This is a genomic window from Aquimarina callyspongiae, from assembly GCF_034322225.1.
Classification (GTDB): Bacteria; Bacteroidota; Bacteroidia; order Flavobacteriales; family Flavobacteriaceae; genus Aquimarina.
The window spans coordinates 1,614,775-1,630,365 of sequence record NZ_JAXLPA010000001.1; the positions used below are offsets into that span (position 1 = coordinate 1,614,775).

Below are 15,591 nucleotides of genomic sequence, written 5' to 3' on the forward strand. Positions count from 1 at the left end.
GATTCGTTGTAAAATTTTAAGTGTTCATCTCATTTTTCACAACATCTGTACAGGTAACCATCCCATTTAATGAGTGGATTTAACAAAGATTTACACTTAGGTTAACTATTTGGCAGGATATCACAGCCAACTCATTAGATGCAGGTTGTACATTAGAGCTTGTTCTAATTACAAAACCCATTCAAAAACTAGTTTTGAATGGGTTATAGTCATTAAAAAGTATCCTGTGGATTGCGTCTATACTGTATTATTTGCTTTCATGGATTTTTGCAAGTGCAGACGCTGCATTTTTATTGGTGGGATCTAATTCCAAAGCTTTTTTATAGGCTTGTTGAGCTTGTTGGGTATTCTTCATTTGCAATAAACATTCTCCCAAACTATCAAACGCATTGGAACTTGCTGGATAGTTAACCGTGTTATATCTAAAAATTTTAAGTGCGTCATTTACTTTTCCTTTCTCCATAAGTTGATACCCAAATCTATTAACATTTCTTTCGTAAAAATTATCAATTAAATATTTTGAAACAGGATCTTCTAAAAGCGTAATGATTTGATCAACGGTTTTTCCTTCTGAGTATAGATTTTTCATTGTTTTAGGCAAAGGCATTCCATAAAGAATATTACGAACAGCTTGCTTTGGCATAGAACCATTTTGGTGGTTTTGTAGGATGATGATTGTTTTATCATTATCGATATCCCTTTCGATGTAAGTAAGATATCCTGGCCATCCACCGCTATGTCTGGCAATTTTACCAAACGGTGTTGTTTCTAATACACGCCATCCAAGACCATATTTTGCGGTGCTTCCATTATCCAGTACTCCATTGCTAAAAACCTCTTCCAAACTCTTCTCAGAAACCAATTGATTATTATACAATGCTCTATCCCATTTATATAAATCAAGTATAGTAGAATTTACAGTACCGTCACCTTCGATACCATCTAACCAAATTACAAACTTAGACCTGTCGAAATCATCAGGAAGTATGTATTCGTCATTTATGTATAGATAACCTAATGCATAATTTTTAATTTTTTGTGGCGAAAGGCGTCTATGATAAACAAATGTATTAGACATTTGAAGTGGTTCAAATATGGCTGATTTCAAAAAATCAGGATACGATTGACCAGAGGCCTTTTCAATTATGGACGCCAACAACACATAACCGGTATTGCTATATTCTGTCTTTGAATTTGGTTCAAAACGAACATCCGACTGATTTGTCTTCAAGATTTTAATAACATCTTTATTTGTAGCAATTTTGGTCTTATCCCAAATAGAAAACATCAAAGACATATAGTCCGGAAGTCCACCTGTATGGTTTAGTAAATTTCTAATGGTTACATTATTGTATTTGGATAACTCAGGAAAGAATTTGGTTATTTTATCATCAAGATTCAGTAGTCCACGTTCTTTTAAAATTACAATAGCCATTGCCGTAAAAGGCTTTGTACAAGAAGCCAGTTCAAATATGGATTCTTCAGTAAGTTTTTCGTTGGTGATCTCATTAGCATTACCAAAGCTTTTCTTATAAGTTATAGTGCCTTTTTCTGCAATTAGTACATTGCCGTTAAATTCTTCGTTATTATAAAGATTAGTAAATAAGCTGTCTATTTTTTGAACCTTGTTTTGACCAAAAATGGTTTGTGTCAAAACTAATAGTAGTAAAGAAGTGATTAATTTCATGTGTTTATAATATTTTTAAGATGTTTTAGATTTATGATTCATGTCGAAGTGTATAGTGTCTTGACTGAATATCTCAACTATATTTTTTTATTCCTTGCTCAAAAAGTCGAATTTTCTGATTCAATGCTTTTATCTTTTTAAGATAGGTTTTAGGTACATAGGTTATTTGTAGTGCATTCATAATAATTGTTTTAAACTTTGACACAAACCTATGTGAGATTCAAAAGAAACCTTAATAATTTTTACCAACATCAGTATAGTTATACCGAAAGCCGAAAAAAAACAATCAATTAGATTCGTGGTAAAAAACGAAGTATTCGTTTCAATTTTAATAATGTCTATGCATATAATTATCTCTTAACTTATAGGTTTACTACTTTTGGGGTATGATTGCTTTTTTAAAGAAATACGCCTCAGTTTTATACGGATTCATTATCCTCTATATTATCGTTCAGGGATTAATTTTTGTTGAATTCATTCTGATTGACCCAAAAGAAACACTTATGAATGTAGTTGGTTTTTTGTTTTGGGGAATAATCATTTCTATAATAGTCCACGCAATACTTTTTCATCGAAAAAGGAAAGTATTTTATGGAATGGTAGCTTGCTGGGTATTATCTCTTTCAGGGTTTATATTAGGCAGATATTTGGATTACAAAGTATTTGGTGTAAGCAGTTTTTTTCTGTTTTTAATTACCAATTACTACATTCTTTGGTCCTGGTATAACCTGAGGTATAAAAAACTGAAGGAACTTGCTTTCAAGAAAGCCCATAAACCCTTTTTGATCAAGTTACTGGTATTATTCATCATCTTTACTGTGGGATTTGGGATCGACCAGTATATGAACATCCCTGATAACCCAATTACTTTTGCATTATTAACTGTTTTTTGGCTTGGAGTATTTTATATTTTGGCTCCTACTTTTTTTCAAAAACACAGATTGTTGATCTTGGGGCTTTATGGAGCACTATTGGTCTTTTTCTTTTTGTTTATCGTGTCTTATGGTGATAGGACGCATGAGCAAAATTTGGATGTGTTTTTGATCTTTTTGTTTCCTATTCCATTGCTTATATTATTATGGTTATACGATCAATGGAAATGGTTTCAAACCTTAAAAGCTGATAAAGCCAAAGCAGAGCTAGCATTATTAAAACAACAAGTAAACCCTCATTTTTTCTTTAATACTTTAAATAATTTATATGGATTAGCTAAACAAAAATCAGATCAAACACCTGATCTAATCTTAAAGCTATCTGATATTATGCGTTACGTGATTTATAAAGGAAAAGAAAATGAGGTTATGCTGGAAGAAGAGATTGAATACCTGGAAAATTATATAGAACTTCAACAAATAAGGCATCATGAAAAGGTGATCATCACTTTTAACAAAGACATACAACAGAAAAACATAACTATTACACCACTTTTGTTTATTATCTTGTTAGAAAATGCTTTTAAACACGGTGTTGATTCGCTAATTAAAGAAGCCTATGTAAACATCTTGTTAGAAGTTAAAGATCGCGAAATCGCATTTGAAGTAACTAATAACTATGATGCTTCGGCATTGAGTGAATCAAAAGGAATCGGATTAGAAAATCTGAAAAAACGATTAGAGATCGTATATGGAAAATCACATTCTCTTGACTTTACAATTGAAAAAGATACGTATAATGCCCGTTTAACAATTAATATTTGATTATGAATTATATCATCGTAGATGATGAACCTATAGCACACACTATAATCCAGGATTATGCAGCTTCTTTAAGTGATTTAACCTTGTTAGGAAATTGTTATAATGCAATAGATGCCTTATCACTTTTACAAAAACAAAAAGTAGATCTGATATTTCTCGATATAGAAATGCCAAAACTAAAAGGCCTAGATTTTTTAAGGACACTAACCAACCCTCCGTTGATTGTAATTACTTCTGCCTATTCAGAATTTGCTGTAGAAAGTTATGAATTAGAAGTTTGTGATTATCTCCTGAAGCCTTTTTCGTTTGAGCGATTTTTAAAAGCATACACCAAAGTAATTAAAACCAAAGAACAATCTTCGCAAAAAAGTAAAACGGTTACCGAAGCTACCAATACCAGTATTTTTTTAAAAGGAGATAAAGAAACACACCATATCCAACTAGATCATATCAAATATTTAGAAAGCTACGGAAGCTATGTAAAACTATACTTGCAAAACGAAATGTTACTCATTCATGAGTCCATTTCCCATTTTGAAACTGTTTTATCTCCAGATGAATTTATTCGTGTTCACCGTTCATTTATTGTTAACATTACTTCTATAAAAAGTATCGTAGGCAATCAAATCAAGTTAGAAGGAATTACTGTTCCTATAGGTCAATCTTATAAGGCAATTATCAAAAATAAACTGTTTTAGCAGATTATATTTTTAATAAAAAACTCTAGCTTTATTCATTTATATATCAAGTAGATTAGACCTCTCAATTATAGCAATAGGTTTCTCTTATTCAAGTATATGTTAGATTAATGTTAGGTTTCGTGTATAAAATCTACTTATGTAGTATATTTGCAATTCATTTAGAATTAATCTATTTATAAGGAAGTATGATTAAGGTATCAGACATAGCTAAAAATAAGGTTGTAGAATTGATGAACGACGATGGGTATAACGCGACTACAGATTATGTAAGAGTAGGTGTAAAAAGTGGCGGTTGCTCTGGTTTATCATATGACTTAAAATTTGATAAAGCTCAACAAGAAGGAGATAAAGTATTCGAAGACAATGGAGTAAAGATCATTGTAGATAAGAAAAGCTTTCTTTATCTTATAGGTACTACCCTGGAATATTCTGGAGGTTTAAACGGTACTGGTTTTGTGTTTAATAATCCCAATGCAAGTAGAACTTGTGGTTGTGGTGAAAGTTTTTCCCTTTAAATAGATAATAAACTAGGATTTTAGAAAGAGTCCTGAAAATAAGTTCAGGAATAAACAGATGGCATATACTGAAGACGACTTAAAGAAAGAACTGGAAACCAAAGAATATGAATATGGTTTCTATACCGATATAGAATCAGATACATTTCCTGTTGGTCTTAATGAAGACATAGTTCGTGCAATTTCTCGTAAAAAAGAAGAGCCCGAATGGATGACAGAATGGAGATTACAGGCTTTTAGAGCTTGGGAACAAATGGAAGAACCTGAATGGGCCAATGTAAGATATAATAAACCCGATTTCCAAAATATCTCTTACTACTCTGCTCCCAATAAAAAGCCTAAATATAATAGTCTTGATGAAGTGGATCCTGAGTTATTAGAGACTTTTAAAAAATTAGGGATTTCTCTTGATGAACAGAAGAAGTTAGCAGGTGTGGCTGTAGATATTGTAATGGATTCTGTATCTGTAGCTACTACTTTTAAAGAAACATTAGCAGAAAAAGGCATTATTTTCTGTTCTATTTCTGAAGCAATACAAGAACATCCAGAATTGGTAAAAAAATATATTGGATCAGTAGTTCCTCAAAAAGATAATTTTTATGCAGCATTAAATTCTGCTGTATTCAGTGATGGATCTTTCTGTTATATTCCTAAAGGCGTTCGATGTCCAATGGAGTTATCAACATATTTCAGAATCAATCAGGCCGGAACAGGTCAGTTTGAACGAACTCTTGTTATTGCAGATGAAGGTAGTTATGTGAGTTATCTTGAAGGTTGTACAGCTCCTTCTAGAGATGAAAATCAATTACATGCTGCAGTGGTAGAACTGATTGCTCTTGACAACGCAGAGATTAAATATTCAACAGTACAGAATTGGTATCCTGGTAATGAAAAAGGAGAAGGAGGAGTATTTAACTTTGTTACCAAGCGAGGCATTTGCGAAGCCAACGCTAAAATCTCCTGGACTCAGGTAGAAACCGGATCAGCTGTTACCTGGAAATACCCTTCTTGTGTACTAAAAGGTGATAATTCTGTAGGAGAATTTTACTCAATCGCAGTAACCAATAATTACCAACAAGCAGATACCGGTACCAAAATGATACATCTTGGTAAAAACACCAAGAGTACTATTATTTCTAAAGGAATTTCTGCCGGAAAATCACAAAATAGTTACCGAGGATTAGTACAAATAAATAGTAGAGCTAAGAATGCCCGTAATTTTTCGCAGTGCGATTCATTACTCATGGGCAATGAATGTGGTGCTCATACGTTTCCTTATATAGAAGCAAAAAATAAAACTGCTCAAATAGAACATGAAGCTACTACCAGTAAAATAGGTGAAGATCAAATTTTCTATTGCAACCAGAGAGGTATAGATACCGAAAAAGCAATTGCATTAATTGTAAATGGTTTTAGCAAGGAAGTGTTGAATAAATTACCTATGGAGTTTGCCGTAGAAGCTCAAAAACTTCTGGAAATTTCTCTGGAAGGTTCTGTAGGGTAATGTATAAACCATCAAATCAACCTATTAATGAAAAAACTATTTATTCTCGCCGTTGTAAGCCTGATCGTCTTATCCTGTAAAAACGAAAAATCAGAAAACAAAAATGATGACCCCGATTTAATTCGTGGAGAATTCATTCTTATCAATGATGCTGCAGTAATAAAAGGAAAAGATTTTATTTATGGGGTCGAAATCAATGATATGACTCAGGAACTTGCAGAAAAAGCAAAGCCATTACAAAGAGAAGAATATGATATGGTTCCTGTAGTAGTTAAAGGAATAATTAAACCCAATCCAGAAGAAGGATGGGAAGAGATTGTAGAAATAAAAGAAATTATAGGTGTTAGCGCACCAACCTCAGAGTTACCCACCAAGATCAAATCTTCTGAAGATGAAACCACTGGTGAAAACTCTAAAACCGAAAAAGAAAATTAATAAATCTCTATAAAAAGAGATAAAAGAGAATAGTACGTAATGTTAGAAATTAAGGATTTACACGCCAGTGTAGAAGGTAAAGAAATTTTAAAAGGCCTAAACCTAAACGTTAAAGCAGGAGAAATACACGCTATAATGGGTCCTAATGGTGCGGGAAAAAGTACTTTGGCAAATATTGTAGCTGGTAAAGAAGAATATGAAGTAACCGATGGTAATATCCTTTTAGAAGGTGAAGACATAGAAGAGCTTGCAGCAGAAGAAAGAGCTCACAAAGGAGTCTTTTTATCATTTCAATATCCTGTAGAAATTCCTGGAGTTACCGTTACTAACTTTATGAAAACGGCTATTAACGAAACCAGAAAAGCACAAGGTCTTGAAGAAATGCCTGCAAAAGATATGTTGAAAAAAATTCGTGAAAAATCTGAGCTATTAGATATTGATCGTAAATTTTTATCTCGTTCTCTTAATGAAGGGTTTTCTGGAGGAGAAAAAAAGCGAAATGAGATCTTTCAAATGGCAATGATGGAACCCAAACTAGCCATTCTAGATGAAACTGATTCTGGTTTAGATATAGATGCTCTTCGTATTGTTGCTAATGGAGTTAATAAACTAAAAGGTGATGACAATGCTATTGTAGTAATAACACACTACCAGCGCCTTTTAGAGTATATCGTTCCTGATTTTGTACATGTACTTTATGATGGTAAAATTGTTAAATCCGGTACCAAAGAATTAGCTCTAGAATTAGAAGAGAAAGGATACGATTGGATTAAAGAGGAGATAAACGCGTAGAAAATGGAATTGAAAGAAAAACTAGTATCCTCTTTTTTGGCTTTTGAAAACACAGTAGATGTTGATGCTCCTGTACATGATATCAGAAGTCAAGCAATAAAGAGTTTCGAAGAAAAAGGATTTCCTTCTAAAAAAGAAGAAGCCTGGAAATACACTTCTTTAAATGCTATTCTAAAGCACGATTATAGTATTTTTCCAAAAGAAGAAAATGCACTAGATTTTAAAGACGTTAAAAAATATTTTCTTCACGATCTTGACACCTATAAAATTGTTTTTATAGACGGAAAGTATTCATCACATCTATCTGAAACTACACATGATAAAATAGATGTATGTCTTATGTCATCTGCGTTAACGCATGAAAAATATAGACAAGTTATAGATAACTATTTTAATAAAATAGCAAAGAGCGATGGGCTTACCTCATTAAATACAGCTTTCTCAAAAGAAGGTGCCTATATTTATATTCCAAAAAACAAACAGGCAGATAAGCCAATCCAGATCATACATTTTTCGACAGGAAACGAATCTGCACAAATGCTACAACCTCGTAACCTGATAGTTGTTGAAGAAAATTCACATGTTCAGATTATTGAACGTCACCAAAGTCTTACTGACAATCCTGTTTTAACCAATTCGGTAACAGAGATTTTTACAGATAAAAGAGCTTTTGTGGATTATTATAAAATCCAAAACGACAATCAAAATGCTTCTCTGATTGACAATACCTATATAGAACAACAAGGACAAAGTGTTGCTTCTGTTCATACCTTTGCTTTTGGTGGAAACATCACTAGAAACAACCTTAATTTTTATCAAAAAGGTGAAGGCATTGACTCTATTCTAAACGGAATTACGATTGTTGAAGGAAAACAACACGTAGATCACAATACACTTGTGCATCATACAGAGCCTAATTGCGAAAGTCATCAGGACTACAAAGGGATTTTTGACGAAAAAGCAACAGGTGTTTTTAATGGTAAGATTATCGTTAATAAAGAAGCTCAGAAAACAAATGCTTTTCAATCGAATAATAATATACTATTAAGTGATAAAGCAACAATTAATTCTAAGCCTCAGTTAGAAATTTTTGCAGACGATGTAAAATGTTCTCACGGATGTACTATTGGTCAATTAGATGATAATGCTTTATTTTATATGAGATCAAGAGGAATTGGCGAGAAAGAAGCCAGAGCATTATTGATGTATGCGTTTGCAAATAACGTATTAGAAAGCGTAAAAATACCGCAGCTTAAAAGTAGAATTAACAAATTAATTGCCAACAAGCTTAATGTGAGTATTGGTTTTGATTTGTAATTTTTTATAAAAACGTATTAAAAGCCTGTCTGATTTTAGAATCAGACAGGCTTTATTTTTTTATTCAATAGCAGATACTATTTCCTTAAGGAATTTATTAAAATCCACTCCTGCATCACCTATTAACCCAAAACGAACAATTACTAGGTTTTTAGAAGGAATTATGAATACTCGCTGGCCTTGATATCCATTAGCAGAATACATATCTCTAGGAGCATCAGGATAAAACCCTCCTGAATTTAGCCAAAAATGACCTCCATAATCACCATCTGATGTTGGACTAGGTGTTGTTACATAATCCACCCATTCTGGGTTAAAAACCTGTTCTCCATTCCAATTACCTCTATGTAAATAAAGCAATCCAAACTTCGCCCAATCTTTAACAGATGCCCAACCATAAGAAGAACCCACATAATTTCCTACCATATCTGTTTCTATAAGCATCGAGTGCATCCCAATTTTATCAATAAATTCTCGATATGGATAGTCCAGATATTCCTGATAACTATCAAAATGCTCTCTTAGAATTCCTGACAACAAATTAGAAACCCCCGAAGAATAATACCAATACTCATTAGGCTTGTGAGTCGCTTCTTTATACACCTGGGTTTTTGTCATATCCTCATCAATATAAAGCATTTTGGTAGCATCAGAAATTGAGTTATAATCTTCATCCCAAGCCAAACCACAATTCATCTGTAATAAATTATTGATTGTAATATTCTTTCTCTCATCTTTTTGCCATTCAGAAACTGGTGCTTTATCATTAATGTCTATCTTTCCTTGATGTTGTAATACACCATATACCGTAGCTAAAATACTTTTGGTCATCGACCATCCTAATAGTTTAGAATCTTTATTTAATCCATCTGTATATTTCTCTGCTATTATTTGATCTTTATGAATCACCATAACAGCTCTTGTCTTTTTAATACTTTCACCTTTAGTATCAAAAATCGATGAAACTACCCCATTAATTTTATTATAGTCTACATTCTCAAAAACAGTGTCTTTTTGAGGCAAGTCTCCATAAGGAAAAGGAAAATTCTTTTTTACAGTCGAACGATTAGGTTTAAGATATGGTTCGCTAGTATCAAAATCATCATTGATCAAAACACTACCTAATCCTTCTCTATATATAGCTTTTCTCTCTTGTAATCCAAAAACAGAAGCAATAGCCGATTTTTCTTTGATATCCACCTCATCATCTGCCAAATGAACCGGAGCAAAATTATTGTCATTTACATCCGTAAATTCAATGCTTCTATTAGCCATAAAAACCGAAGAGCACATGTTTTTGGCAGAGTATCCTGTTAGGATTGTAAGTTTAGGATAATTTAAAAATACTGCTATCAGTATTATCATAATTAAACTCATAAAAACGTATCGTAAAATCTTTTTAAATCGCTTCATTGTGTAATGGGTTAAATCATTCTAAAAATAAGTAATATCAGTTAGAAATACTTACTACTTTTGCAGAAAGAAATTGATATGTTTGATGTTCATAAAATCAGAGAAGACTTTCCAATCCTTAACAGAAAAGTAAACGGAAAACCGTTGGTCTATTTTGATAACGCTGCCACTTCACAAACACCTCAAGTGGTTATTGATACTATAGTAGAATATTATAGTCACTATAATGCTAATATTCATCGAGGAGTACACACTTTATCACAAGAGGCTACTGATGCTTATGAAATAGCTCGTAAAAAAATACAGCAGCATTTTAATGCAGCACATACTCACGAGATTATTTTAACCTCTGGTACTACGCATAGTATTAATATTATTGCCACTGGTTTTACAAACCTTCTTTCTAAAGGAGATGAGATTATCGTATCAGCTTTAGAACATCATTCTAATATTGTTCCCTGGCAAATGCTTTGTGAACGTACTGGAGCGGTCCTTAAAGTTATCCCAATGAATGAAGAAGGTGAACTGGTTATGGAGGTCTTTGATAAGTTACTTTCTAATAAGACAAAACTGGTATTTACCAATCATATTTCTAATGCGCTTGGGACTATCAATCCAATAGAAGAAATTATTGAAAAAGCACATAATGTTGGAGCAGCTGTACTTATTGATGGCGCACAATCTTGTCCGCATATCAAACCCGATGTACAGGCATTGGATGTAGATTTTTATGTAGCTTCTGCTCATAAGCTTTGTGGTCCAACAGGAGTGGGTATGTTATACGGAAAATCAGACTGGCTTAATAAACTTCCTCCTTATCAAGGAGGTGGTGAAATGATTGAACAGGTAACTTTTGAAAAGACAACTTATGCTGGGCTTCCACATAAGTTTGAAGCAGGAACGCCTAATATTTGTGGTGGGATTGCTTTTGGAGCAGCTTTAGATTATATGAACAGTATAGGTTTTGATACTATTGCTGACTACGAGAACGAACTCTTAGTTTATGGAACTCAAAAACTACTAGAGATCGAAGGCCTTAAAATATATGGTACCTCAAAAAATAAAACTTCTGTGATTTCTTTTAATCTTGAAGGTATACATCCTTATGATATAGGAACAATAGTAGACAAACTTGGTATTGCAGTACGTACAGGTCATCATTGTGCGCAACCAATTATGGATTTTTATAACATTCCTGGTACCGTGAGAGCTTCCTTTTCATTTTATAATACCATAGAAGAAGTTGACGCCTTAGTTGAGGCAGTGAAAAAAGCAAAAATGATGTTAGGTTAAATTCTCTTTATCATGAAAAAAATAGTTGCTTTAATCTTTCTAATCGCTTTGACTCTTTCTTGTAAAGAAAAGAAAAGAATCTATGTCGCCTCTTATACGCAAGAGTGTGAAGGAGCTAGCCCACAAACTTGTTTACTTATTAAAGAAAACATGGATCAGGAGTGGCAATTATTTTATGATACTATAGAGGGTTTTACCTATGAAACAGGATATGAATATCAACTAGAAGTAACAATTACTCCAGTTAAAAATCCTGCTGCTGATGCTTCATCATTGCAATATACCTTGATAAAAGTTTTGTCGAAGGAAAAAGATCAATCTTCCTCACAAAAAAAGCTTAAAAACATATCATATCAAGCACTTTCTAGGGATTCATTCTTATATATCGAAGTGGATGAAAATAATATCAAAAAAACCAGTGATAGAGATTTAAAGAACTTTCAATCTATAAAGTGTTCAGAAAAAGACTGGAATACCATACTTTCTCTAATAAAACAGGTTAATATTAAAGAAATTCATCAGTTAAAAGCCCCTTCACAAAAGAGACTTTTTGACGGAGCTCCACATGGTCTTTTAAAAATCACTTTAGACAATAAAACATACCCTTCAAACGGTTTTGATCACGGCAATCCTCCTCAAATAATTACACCATTGATAAACCATATACTAACATTATCAGAAAGTATTGAATAGCAATGAATCTTATTGTATTTTTGCTGAAAATTTGTAAGTAATGACTATACAAGAAATTCAGGAAGAGATTGTTGACGAGTTTAGTATGTTTGACGATTGGATGCAACGCTATGAGTATATGATTGAGTTAGGCAAATCCCTTCCTTTAATAGATGAAAAATATAAAATTGATCAAAATATTATAAAAGGATGTCAAAGTAAAGTATGGGTTCATGCAGAAATGAATGAAGACCAGATACAATTTACAGCCGATAGTGATGCCATCATTACTAAAGGGATTATTGCAATTCTGATACGTTCTTTTTCTGGACAGCACCCTAAAGATATTATTGATGCTAATACTGATTTTATTGATCAAATTGGTTTGAAAGAACATTTATCACCTACACGTGCCAATGGATTGGTTAGCATGATCAAACAGCTTAAATTATACGCTGTTGCTTATCAGACACAATTAAATGAATCCTAAAGGATTACGACTAAAAAAACAAAAAGATGAGTGAGACCACGATAGATACAAATGAACTAGGAGAAAAAATTGTAAAGGTTCTTAAAACCATTTATGATCCAGAAATTCCTGTGGATATATATGAATTAGGTTTAATCTATGACGTATTTGTAAACGAGGATTATGATGTAAAAATCCTTATGACACTTACTTCACCAAATTGCCCGGTTGCGGAGTCTTTACCAGAAGAGATTCGTGAAAAAGTAAAATCTCTAGATGCTGTAAAAGACGTAGAAATGGAACTTACTTTTGACCCTCCTTGGTCACAAGATCTAATGAGTGAAGAAGCTAAGCTTGAATTAGGGATGTTATAAACATTTTTAATTGTGGTGGATATAATTCTTTAAAAAAAGCAAAAATGAATCCTGAGCACTACCGTAGATTAGAAAAGATGTTTTTACAAGCCAATATCAATACAGAATTGTATGATACTACAACAGTAAAAATCTCTGAAGGATTGGCAGAAGTAGGACTTCAAATATCAGATAAGTACTTTCATGCACTAGGAGCCATTCATGGTTCTGTATATTTTAAATTATTAGACGATGCTGCCTTCTTTGCGGTAAATTCAATGATAGAAGATGCTTTTGTACTTACGACATCATTTAATATTAATTTGACCCGTCCAGCAAATAAAGGAACTATAAAAGCTATCGGAAAAGTAAAATTTAGATCCAGAAACCTTTTTGTTGCTGAATCTACTTTATACAATGAGGATGGTAAAGAAATTGGTTTTGGAACTGGTAATTTTGCAAAAAGTAAAATTGCATTAACTGAAAAAATAGGATATAAATAACCTGGTTACTATAGAAAAACAAACCTAATGGGTGATGAAATAATAAATCGCGTTGCGAATAACAAGAATTTGATTTCTTTTGATCTGGAAGATTATTATCCGGAGGGAGAACGAATACTTTTTGATATTAAAGACTGGCTTTATGAAGGTCTATTATTGCGAGAAAAAGATTTTAGAAAACATGTATCAGACCACGATTGGAGTCAATATCAAGATAAATATATTGCTTTAACCTGTTCTACTGATGCGATTATTCCTGGTTGGGCATATTTATTATTAACAAGTGTATTGATTCCTTATTCTAAAAAAGTTGTAGTTGGTTCATTAGAAACGCTGGAAACTATAGTCTACAACGAAATAATAAATGCACTGGATGTTTCTTCTTATCAAGACAAGTTACTCATTATAAAAGGTTGCTCTAACAAACCAGTACCAGAGGGAGCATACATTTCTCTGATCCAAAAATTACAACCAATAGCAAAAAGTATTATGTATGGAGAAGCCTGTTCTTCTGTACCATTATTTAAAAGAAAATAACGATATAAGAACTACTCCTTTTATCGTTTATTGTGGTTTTTTATCGAAAAAACAGCGCCTATTATTTTCTATTTAACGTGAAAATCGTTTCTTAAGATATATTTGCCGCATAAAATTATATGTGTGGTTTCCTACCCCTATCAGTATTTCTAGATAATGTATTTAAACTACCAAAAACTAATAATCAAAATGAAAAAAACATTTCTAACACTAGTGTTACTAGCAAGCACTACTATTTTATGTGCACAGGAAGATGCCAAAGATGAAACTCCTAAAGATGGATGGACAAAAACTGGAAACATAAGTTTTTTGTTCAATCAATCTGCTTTTAATGCAGAATGGCTTGGAGGAGGTACATCTAATATTGCAGGAAACTTGTCTCTTTCTTATGATTTTAATTATCGTAAAGGAAAAATGACCTGGGACAATAAAATTCTGGCGGATTATGGTCTAACAAAATTAAAAGATCAAGAATTTACTCGTAAAACCAATGACCGTTTTGAGTTCAACTCTTTATTAGGTAGACAAATCAAAGAAACAAATTGGTACTATTCTTTTTTCTTAAATTTTAAAACACAATTTGCTCCTGGATATGTATTTGGAGAAGATGCGTTAGGTAATGAAATCAGAACAGAGACTACTCATATTTTTTCTCCTGCATATCTACAGGCAGGTCCAGGTTTTCTTTGGAAAAAAAGTGATAACCTAAAAGTAAATATAGCACCAGCGACCGCAAGATTAATCTTTGTTGATGGAGATTTTACTGATGTAGGAAACGATCAGGTAGCTATTGATGCTTTTAATGCTGCTGGAGGATATTTTGGGGTAGAGGCTAATGAATCTACTCGTTTTGAATTTGGTGCCGCGGTAAATGCGTATGCAAAATTCGAAATTATGAAGAATGTTTCTATGGAGAATATTTTAAATCTATATTCTAATTACCTTGAAGATCCTCAGAATGTAGATATAGATTACACAGCAAATGTTATAATGACTATCAACAAATACCTATCTGCAAACATTGCTTTTCAAGCGATATATGATGACAATGCTATCGGAGCTTTTCAGATAAGAGAAGTATTTGGATTAGGTGTAAACTATGGTTTCTAAATAGAAGTTATACAATAAAATATATACAAAAAGAGCGGTCTAAATTGATTTTAGACCGCTCTTTTGATTTTATATCCTTAAGACAATTTCATATAATATTCATAATCATCTTCGCCTATAACTTTAAATCCCGTGCGTTCATACAGGTGTTTTGCAGGATTATCTTTTAGTACTTTTAGAGTTAATTTTTTCTCTCTTCCTCTAGCTTTTGTATATAATTCATTTAACAAATGCTTTCCGATTCCTTTTCCCTGATACTCTGGTAACACCTGTAGTTGTAGTATTTCTATGGTATCATCAGTTTCTAAGTACTTTATAAGGCCTGCTTTTTTAGTTAAATACAAAATGATACGAGAGCATTCAAAATATTTTTTTATCCTTTGTATGTGCTCCTCATCTGATAAATATAAACCTGCCTTTTCCAGATGTTCTACCATCGTTAACTTTCTTAATCTGAGTAAGAAATCTTTATCTGTATCTTGTGCTTTAATTAATTCTATCTCCATCTCATATTTTATAATAAGTATCTTGAATTAAAGGATTCTTTTGGGGTTTTTCACTTCAAAATATAACCGGCATAATGATGTAATTTT

General features: G+C 32.5%; 17 protein-coding genes. 14 read left to right on the plus strand and 3 right to left on the minus strand.

All coding sequences use genetic code 11. From position 1 onward, the window contains the following. Positions 1 to 247 precede the first annotated feature (247 nt). On the minus strand, positions 248 to 1,687 hold the full coding sequence (locus U0D62_RS06685) for a serine hydrolase (RefSeq protein WP_322194738.1): 1,440 nt from the start codon (positions 1,685 to 1,687) through the stop codon (positions 248 to 250). 386 nt (positions 1,688 to 2,073) lie between these two features. Here U0D62_RS06685 and U0D62_RS06690 point away from each other — a divergent pair, with 386 nt between their 5' ends. The 7 genes from U0D62_RS06690 (at position 2,074) to sufD (ending at position 8,648) form a co-directional block, all read left to right on the plus strand. Then, the gene (locus U0D62_RS06690) at positions 2,074 to 3,384 is read left to right on the plus strand and encodes a sensor histidine kinase (protein ID WP_322194740.1); all 1,311 of its coding nucleotides are present in this window, start codon (positions 2,074 to 2,076) and stop codon (positions 3,382 to 3,384) included. A 2-nt stretch (positions 3,385 to 3,386) separates the two neighbouring features. Then, on the plus strand, positions 3,387 to 4,082 hold the full coding sequence (locus U0D62_RS06695; RefSeq protein WP_322194741.1) for a LytR/AlgR family response regulator transcription factor: 696 nt from the start codon (positions 3,387 to 3,389) through the stop codon (positions 4,080 to 4,082). A gap of 188 nt (positions 4,083 to 4,270) precedes the next feature. Beyond that, positions 4,271 to 4,600: a HesB/IscA family protein gene (locus U0D62_RS06700; RefSeq protein ID WP_322194743.1), complete on the plus strand. Its 330-nt coding sequence runs from the start codon at positions 4,271 to 4,273 to the stop codon at positions 4,598 to 4,600. Positions 4,601 to 4,658: 58 nt separating this feature from the next. After that, positions 4,659 to 6,104: a Fe-S cluster assembly protein SufB gene (sufB, locus tag U0D62_RS06705; RefSeq protein WP_322194744.1), complete on the plus strand. Its 1,446-nt coding sequence runs from the start codon at positions 4,659 to 4,661 to the stop codon at positions 6,102 to 6,104. 27 nt (positions 6,105 to 6,131) lie between these two features. Next, on the plus strand, positions 6,132 to 6,539 hold the full coding sequence (locus tag U0D62_RS06710; RefSeq protein ID WP_322194746.1) for a hypothetical protein: 408 nt from the start codon (positions 6,132 to 6,134) through the stop codon (positions 6,537 to 6,539). A 39-nt stretch (positions 6,540 to 6,578) separates the two neighbouring features. After that, entirely contained in the window at positions 6,579 to 7,331 is a 753-nt protein-coding gene (gene sufC / locus U0D62_RS06715; RefSeq protein WP_322194748.1) for a Fe-S cluster assembly ATPase SufC, read from the plus strand. A gap of 3 nt (positions 7,332 to 7,334) precedes the next feature. After that, positions 7,335 to 8,648: a Fe-S cluster assembly protein SufD gene (gene sufD / locus U0D62_RS06720; RefSeq protein WP_322194750.1), complete on the plus strand. Its 1,314-nt coding sequence runs from the start codon at positions 7,335 to 7,337 to the stop codon at positions 8,646 to 8,648. Between the two features lie 60 nt (positions 8,649 to 8,708). Here the strand turns inward: sufD and U0D62_RS06725 are convergent, their stop codons facing one another. After that, positions 8,709 to 10,061 (minus strand): serine hydrolase domain-containing protein, encoded by a 1,353-nt coding sequence (locus tag U0D62_RS06725; RefSeq protein ID WP_322194752.1) that lies wholly within the window; start codon positions 10,059 to 10,061, stop codon positions 8,709 to 8,711. Between the two features lie 78 nt (positions 10,062 to 10,139). Here U0D62_RS06725 and U0D62_RS06730 point away from each other — a divergent pair, with 78 nt between their 5' ends. The 7 genes from U0D62_RS06730 (at position 10,140) to U0D62_RS06760 (ending at position 14,998) form a co-directional block, all read left to right on the plus strand. Then, positions 10,140 to 11,354 carry an aminotransferase class V-fold PLP-dependent enzyme gene (locus U0D62_RS06730; RefSeq protein ID WP_322194886.1) on the plus strand — a complete coding sequence of 405 codons (1,215 nt, stop codon included), beginning with the start codon at positions 10,140 to 10,142 and terminating at the stop codon, positions 11,352 to 11,354. A gap of 12 nt (positions 11,355 to 11,366) precedes the next feature. Then, positions 11,367 to 12,047, plus strand: a complete 681-nt coding sequence (locus U0D62_RS06735) for a DUF4377 domain-containing protein (RefSeq protein ID WP_322194754.1) — start codon at positions 11,367 to 11,369, stop codon at positions 12,045 to 12,047. 40 nt (positions 12,048 to 12,087) lie between these two features. Beyond that, positions 12,088 to 12,516, plus strand: a complete 429-nt coding sequence (locus U0D62_RS06740) for a SufE family protein (protein WP_322194756.1) — start codon at positions 12,088 to 12,090, stop codon at positions 12,514 to 12,516. Positions 12,517 to 12,542: 26 nt separating this feature from the next. Next, positions 12,543 to 12,869, plus strand: coding sequence for an SUF system Fe-S cluster assembly protein (locus U0D62_RS06745; RefSeq protein ID WP_322194758.1), 327 nt, complete (start codon positions 12,543 to 12,545; stop codon positions 12,867 to 12,869). Between the two features lie 44 nt (positions 12,870 to 12,913). Next, positions 12,914 to 13,351 carry a PaaI family thioesterase gene (locus tag U0D62_RS06750; RefSeq protein WP_322194760.1) on the plus strand — a complete coding sequence of 146 codons (438 nt, stop codon included), beginning with the start codon at positions 12,914 to 12,916 and terminating at the stop codon, positions 13,349 to 13,351. Between the two features lie 27 nt (positions 13,352 to 13,378). Continuing rightward, positions 13,379 to 13,888 (plus strand): DUF2480 family protein, encoded by a 510-nt coding sequence (locus U0D62_RS06755; RefSeq protein ID WP_322194762.1) that lies wholly within the window; start codon positions 13,379 to 13,381, stop codon positions 13,886 to 13,888. Positions 13,889 to 14,077: 189 nt separating this feature from the next. After that, the gene (locus U0D62_RS06760) at positions 14,078 to 14,998 is read left to right on the plus strand and encodes a DUF3078 domain-containing protein (protein ID WP_322194764.1); all 921 of its coding nucleotides are present in this window, start codon (positions 14,078 to 14,080) and stop codon (positions 14,996 to 14,998) included. 77 nt (positions 14,999 to 15,075) lie between these two features. On the opposite strand, the gene U0D62_RS06765 is transcribed toward U0D62_RS06760, so the two are convergent. Then, positions 15,076 to 15,504 carry a GNAT family N-acetyltransferase gene (locus tag U0D62_RS06765; RefSeq protein WP_322194765.1) on the minus strand — a complete coding sequence of 143 codons (429 nt, stop codon included), beginning with the start codon at positions 15,502 to 15,504 and terminating at the stop codon, positions 15,076 to 15,078. Positions 15,505 to 15,591: the final 87 nt, after the last annotated feature.

Bases quoted from the DNA above. Each gene is read 5' to 3' on its own strand.
- U0D62_RS06725 (WP_322194752.1), bottom strand. From the start codon at position 10,061: ATGAAGCGATTTAAAAAGATTTTACGATACGTTTTTATGAGTTTAATT.
- U0D62_RS06695 (WP_322194741.1), top strand. From the start codon at position 3,387: ATGAATTATATCATCGTAGATGATGAACCTATAGCACACACTATAATC.
- U0D62_RS06755 (WP_322194762.1), top strand. From the start codon at position 13,379: ATGGGTGATGAAATAATAAATCGCGTTGCGAATAACAAGAATTTGATT.
- U0D62_RS06710 (WP_322194746.1), top strand. From the start codon at position 6,132: ATGAAAAAACTATTTATTCTCGCCGTTGTAAGCCTGATCGTCTTATCC.
- U0D62_RS06740 (WP_322194756.1), top strand. From the start codon at position 12,088: ATGACTATACAAGAAATTCAGGAAGAGATTGTTGACGAGTTTAGTATG.
- sufD (WP_322194750.1), top strand. From the start codon at position 7,335: ATGGAATTGAAAGAAAAACTAGTATCCTCTTTTTTGGCTTTTGAAAAC.
- U0D62_RS06745 (WP_322194758.1), top strand. From the start codon at position 12,543: ATGAGTGAGACCACGATAGATACAAATGAACTAGGAGAAAAAATTGTA.
- U0D62_RS06760 (WP_322194764.1), top strand. From the start codon at position 14,078: ATGAAAAAAACATTTCTAACACTAGTGTTACTAGCAAGCACTACTATT.
- sufC (WP_322194748.1), top strand. From the start codon at position 6,579: ATGTTAGAAATTAAGGATTTACACGCCAGTGTAGAAGGTAAAGAAATT.
- U0D62_RS06700 (WP_322194743.1), top strand. From the start codon at position 4,271: ATGATTAAGGTATCAGACATAGCTAAAAATAAGGTTGTAGAATTGATG.
- U0D62_RS06690 (WP_322194740.1), top strand. From the start codon at position 2,074: ATGATTGCTTTTTTAAAGAAATACGCCTCAGTTTTATACGGATTCATT.
- U0D62_RS06730 (WP_322194886.1), top strand. From the start codon at position 10,140: ATGTTTGATGTTCATAAAATCAGAGAAGACTTTCCAATCCTTAACAGA.
- U0D62_RS06765 (WP_322194765.1), bottom strand. From the start codon at position 15,504: ATGGAGATAGAATTAATTAAAGCACAAGATACAGATAAAGATTTCTTA.
- U0D62_RS06735 (WP_322194754.1), top strand. From the start codon at position 11,367: ATGAAAAAAATAGTTGCTTTAATCTTTCTAATCGCTTTGACTCTTTCT.
- U0D62_RS06685 (WP_322194738.1), bottom strand. From the start codon at position 1,687: ATGAAATTAATCACTTCTTTACTACTATTAGTTTTGACACAAACCATT.
- sufB (WP_322194744.1), top strand. From the start codon at position 4,659: ATGGCATATACTGAAGACGACTTAAAGAAAGAACTGGAAACCAAAGAA.
- U0D62_RS06750 (WP_322194760.1), top strand. From the start codon at position 12,914: ATGAATCCTGAGCACTACCGTAGATTAGAAAAGATGTTTTTACAAGCC.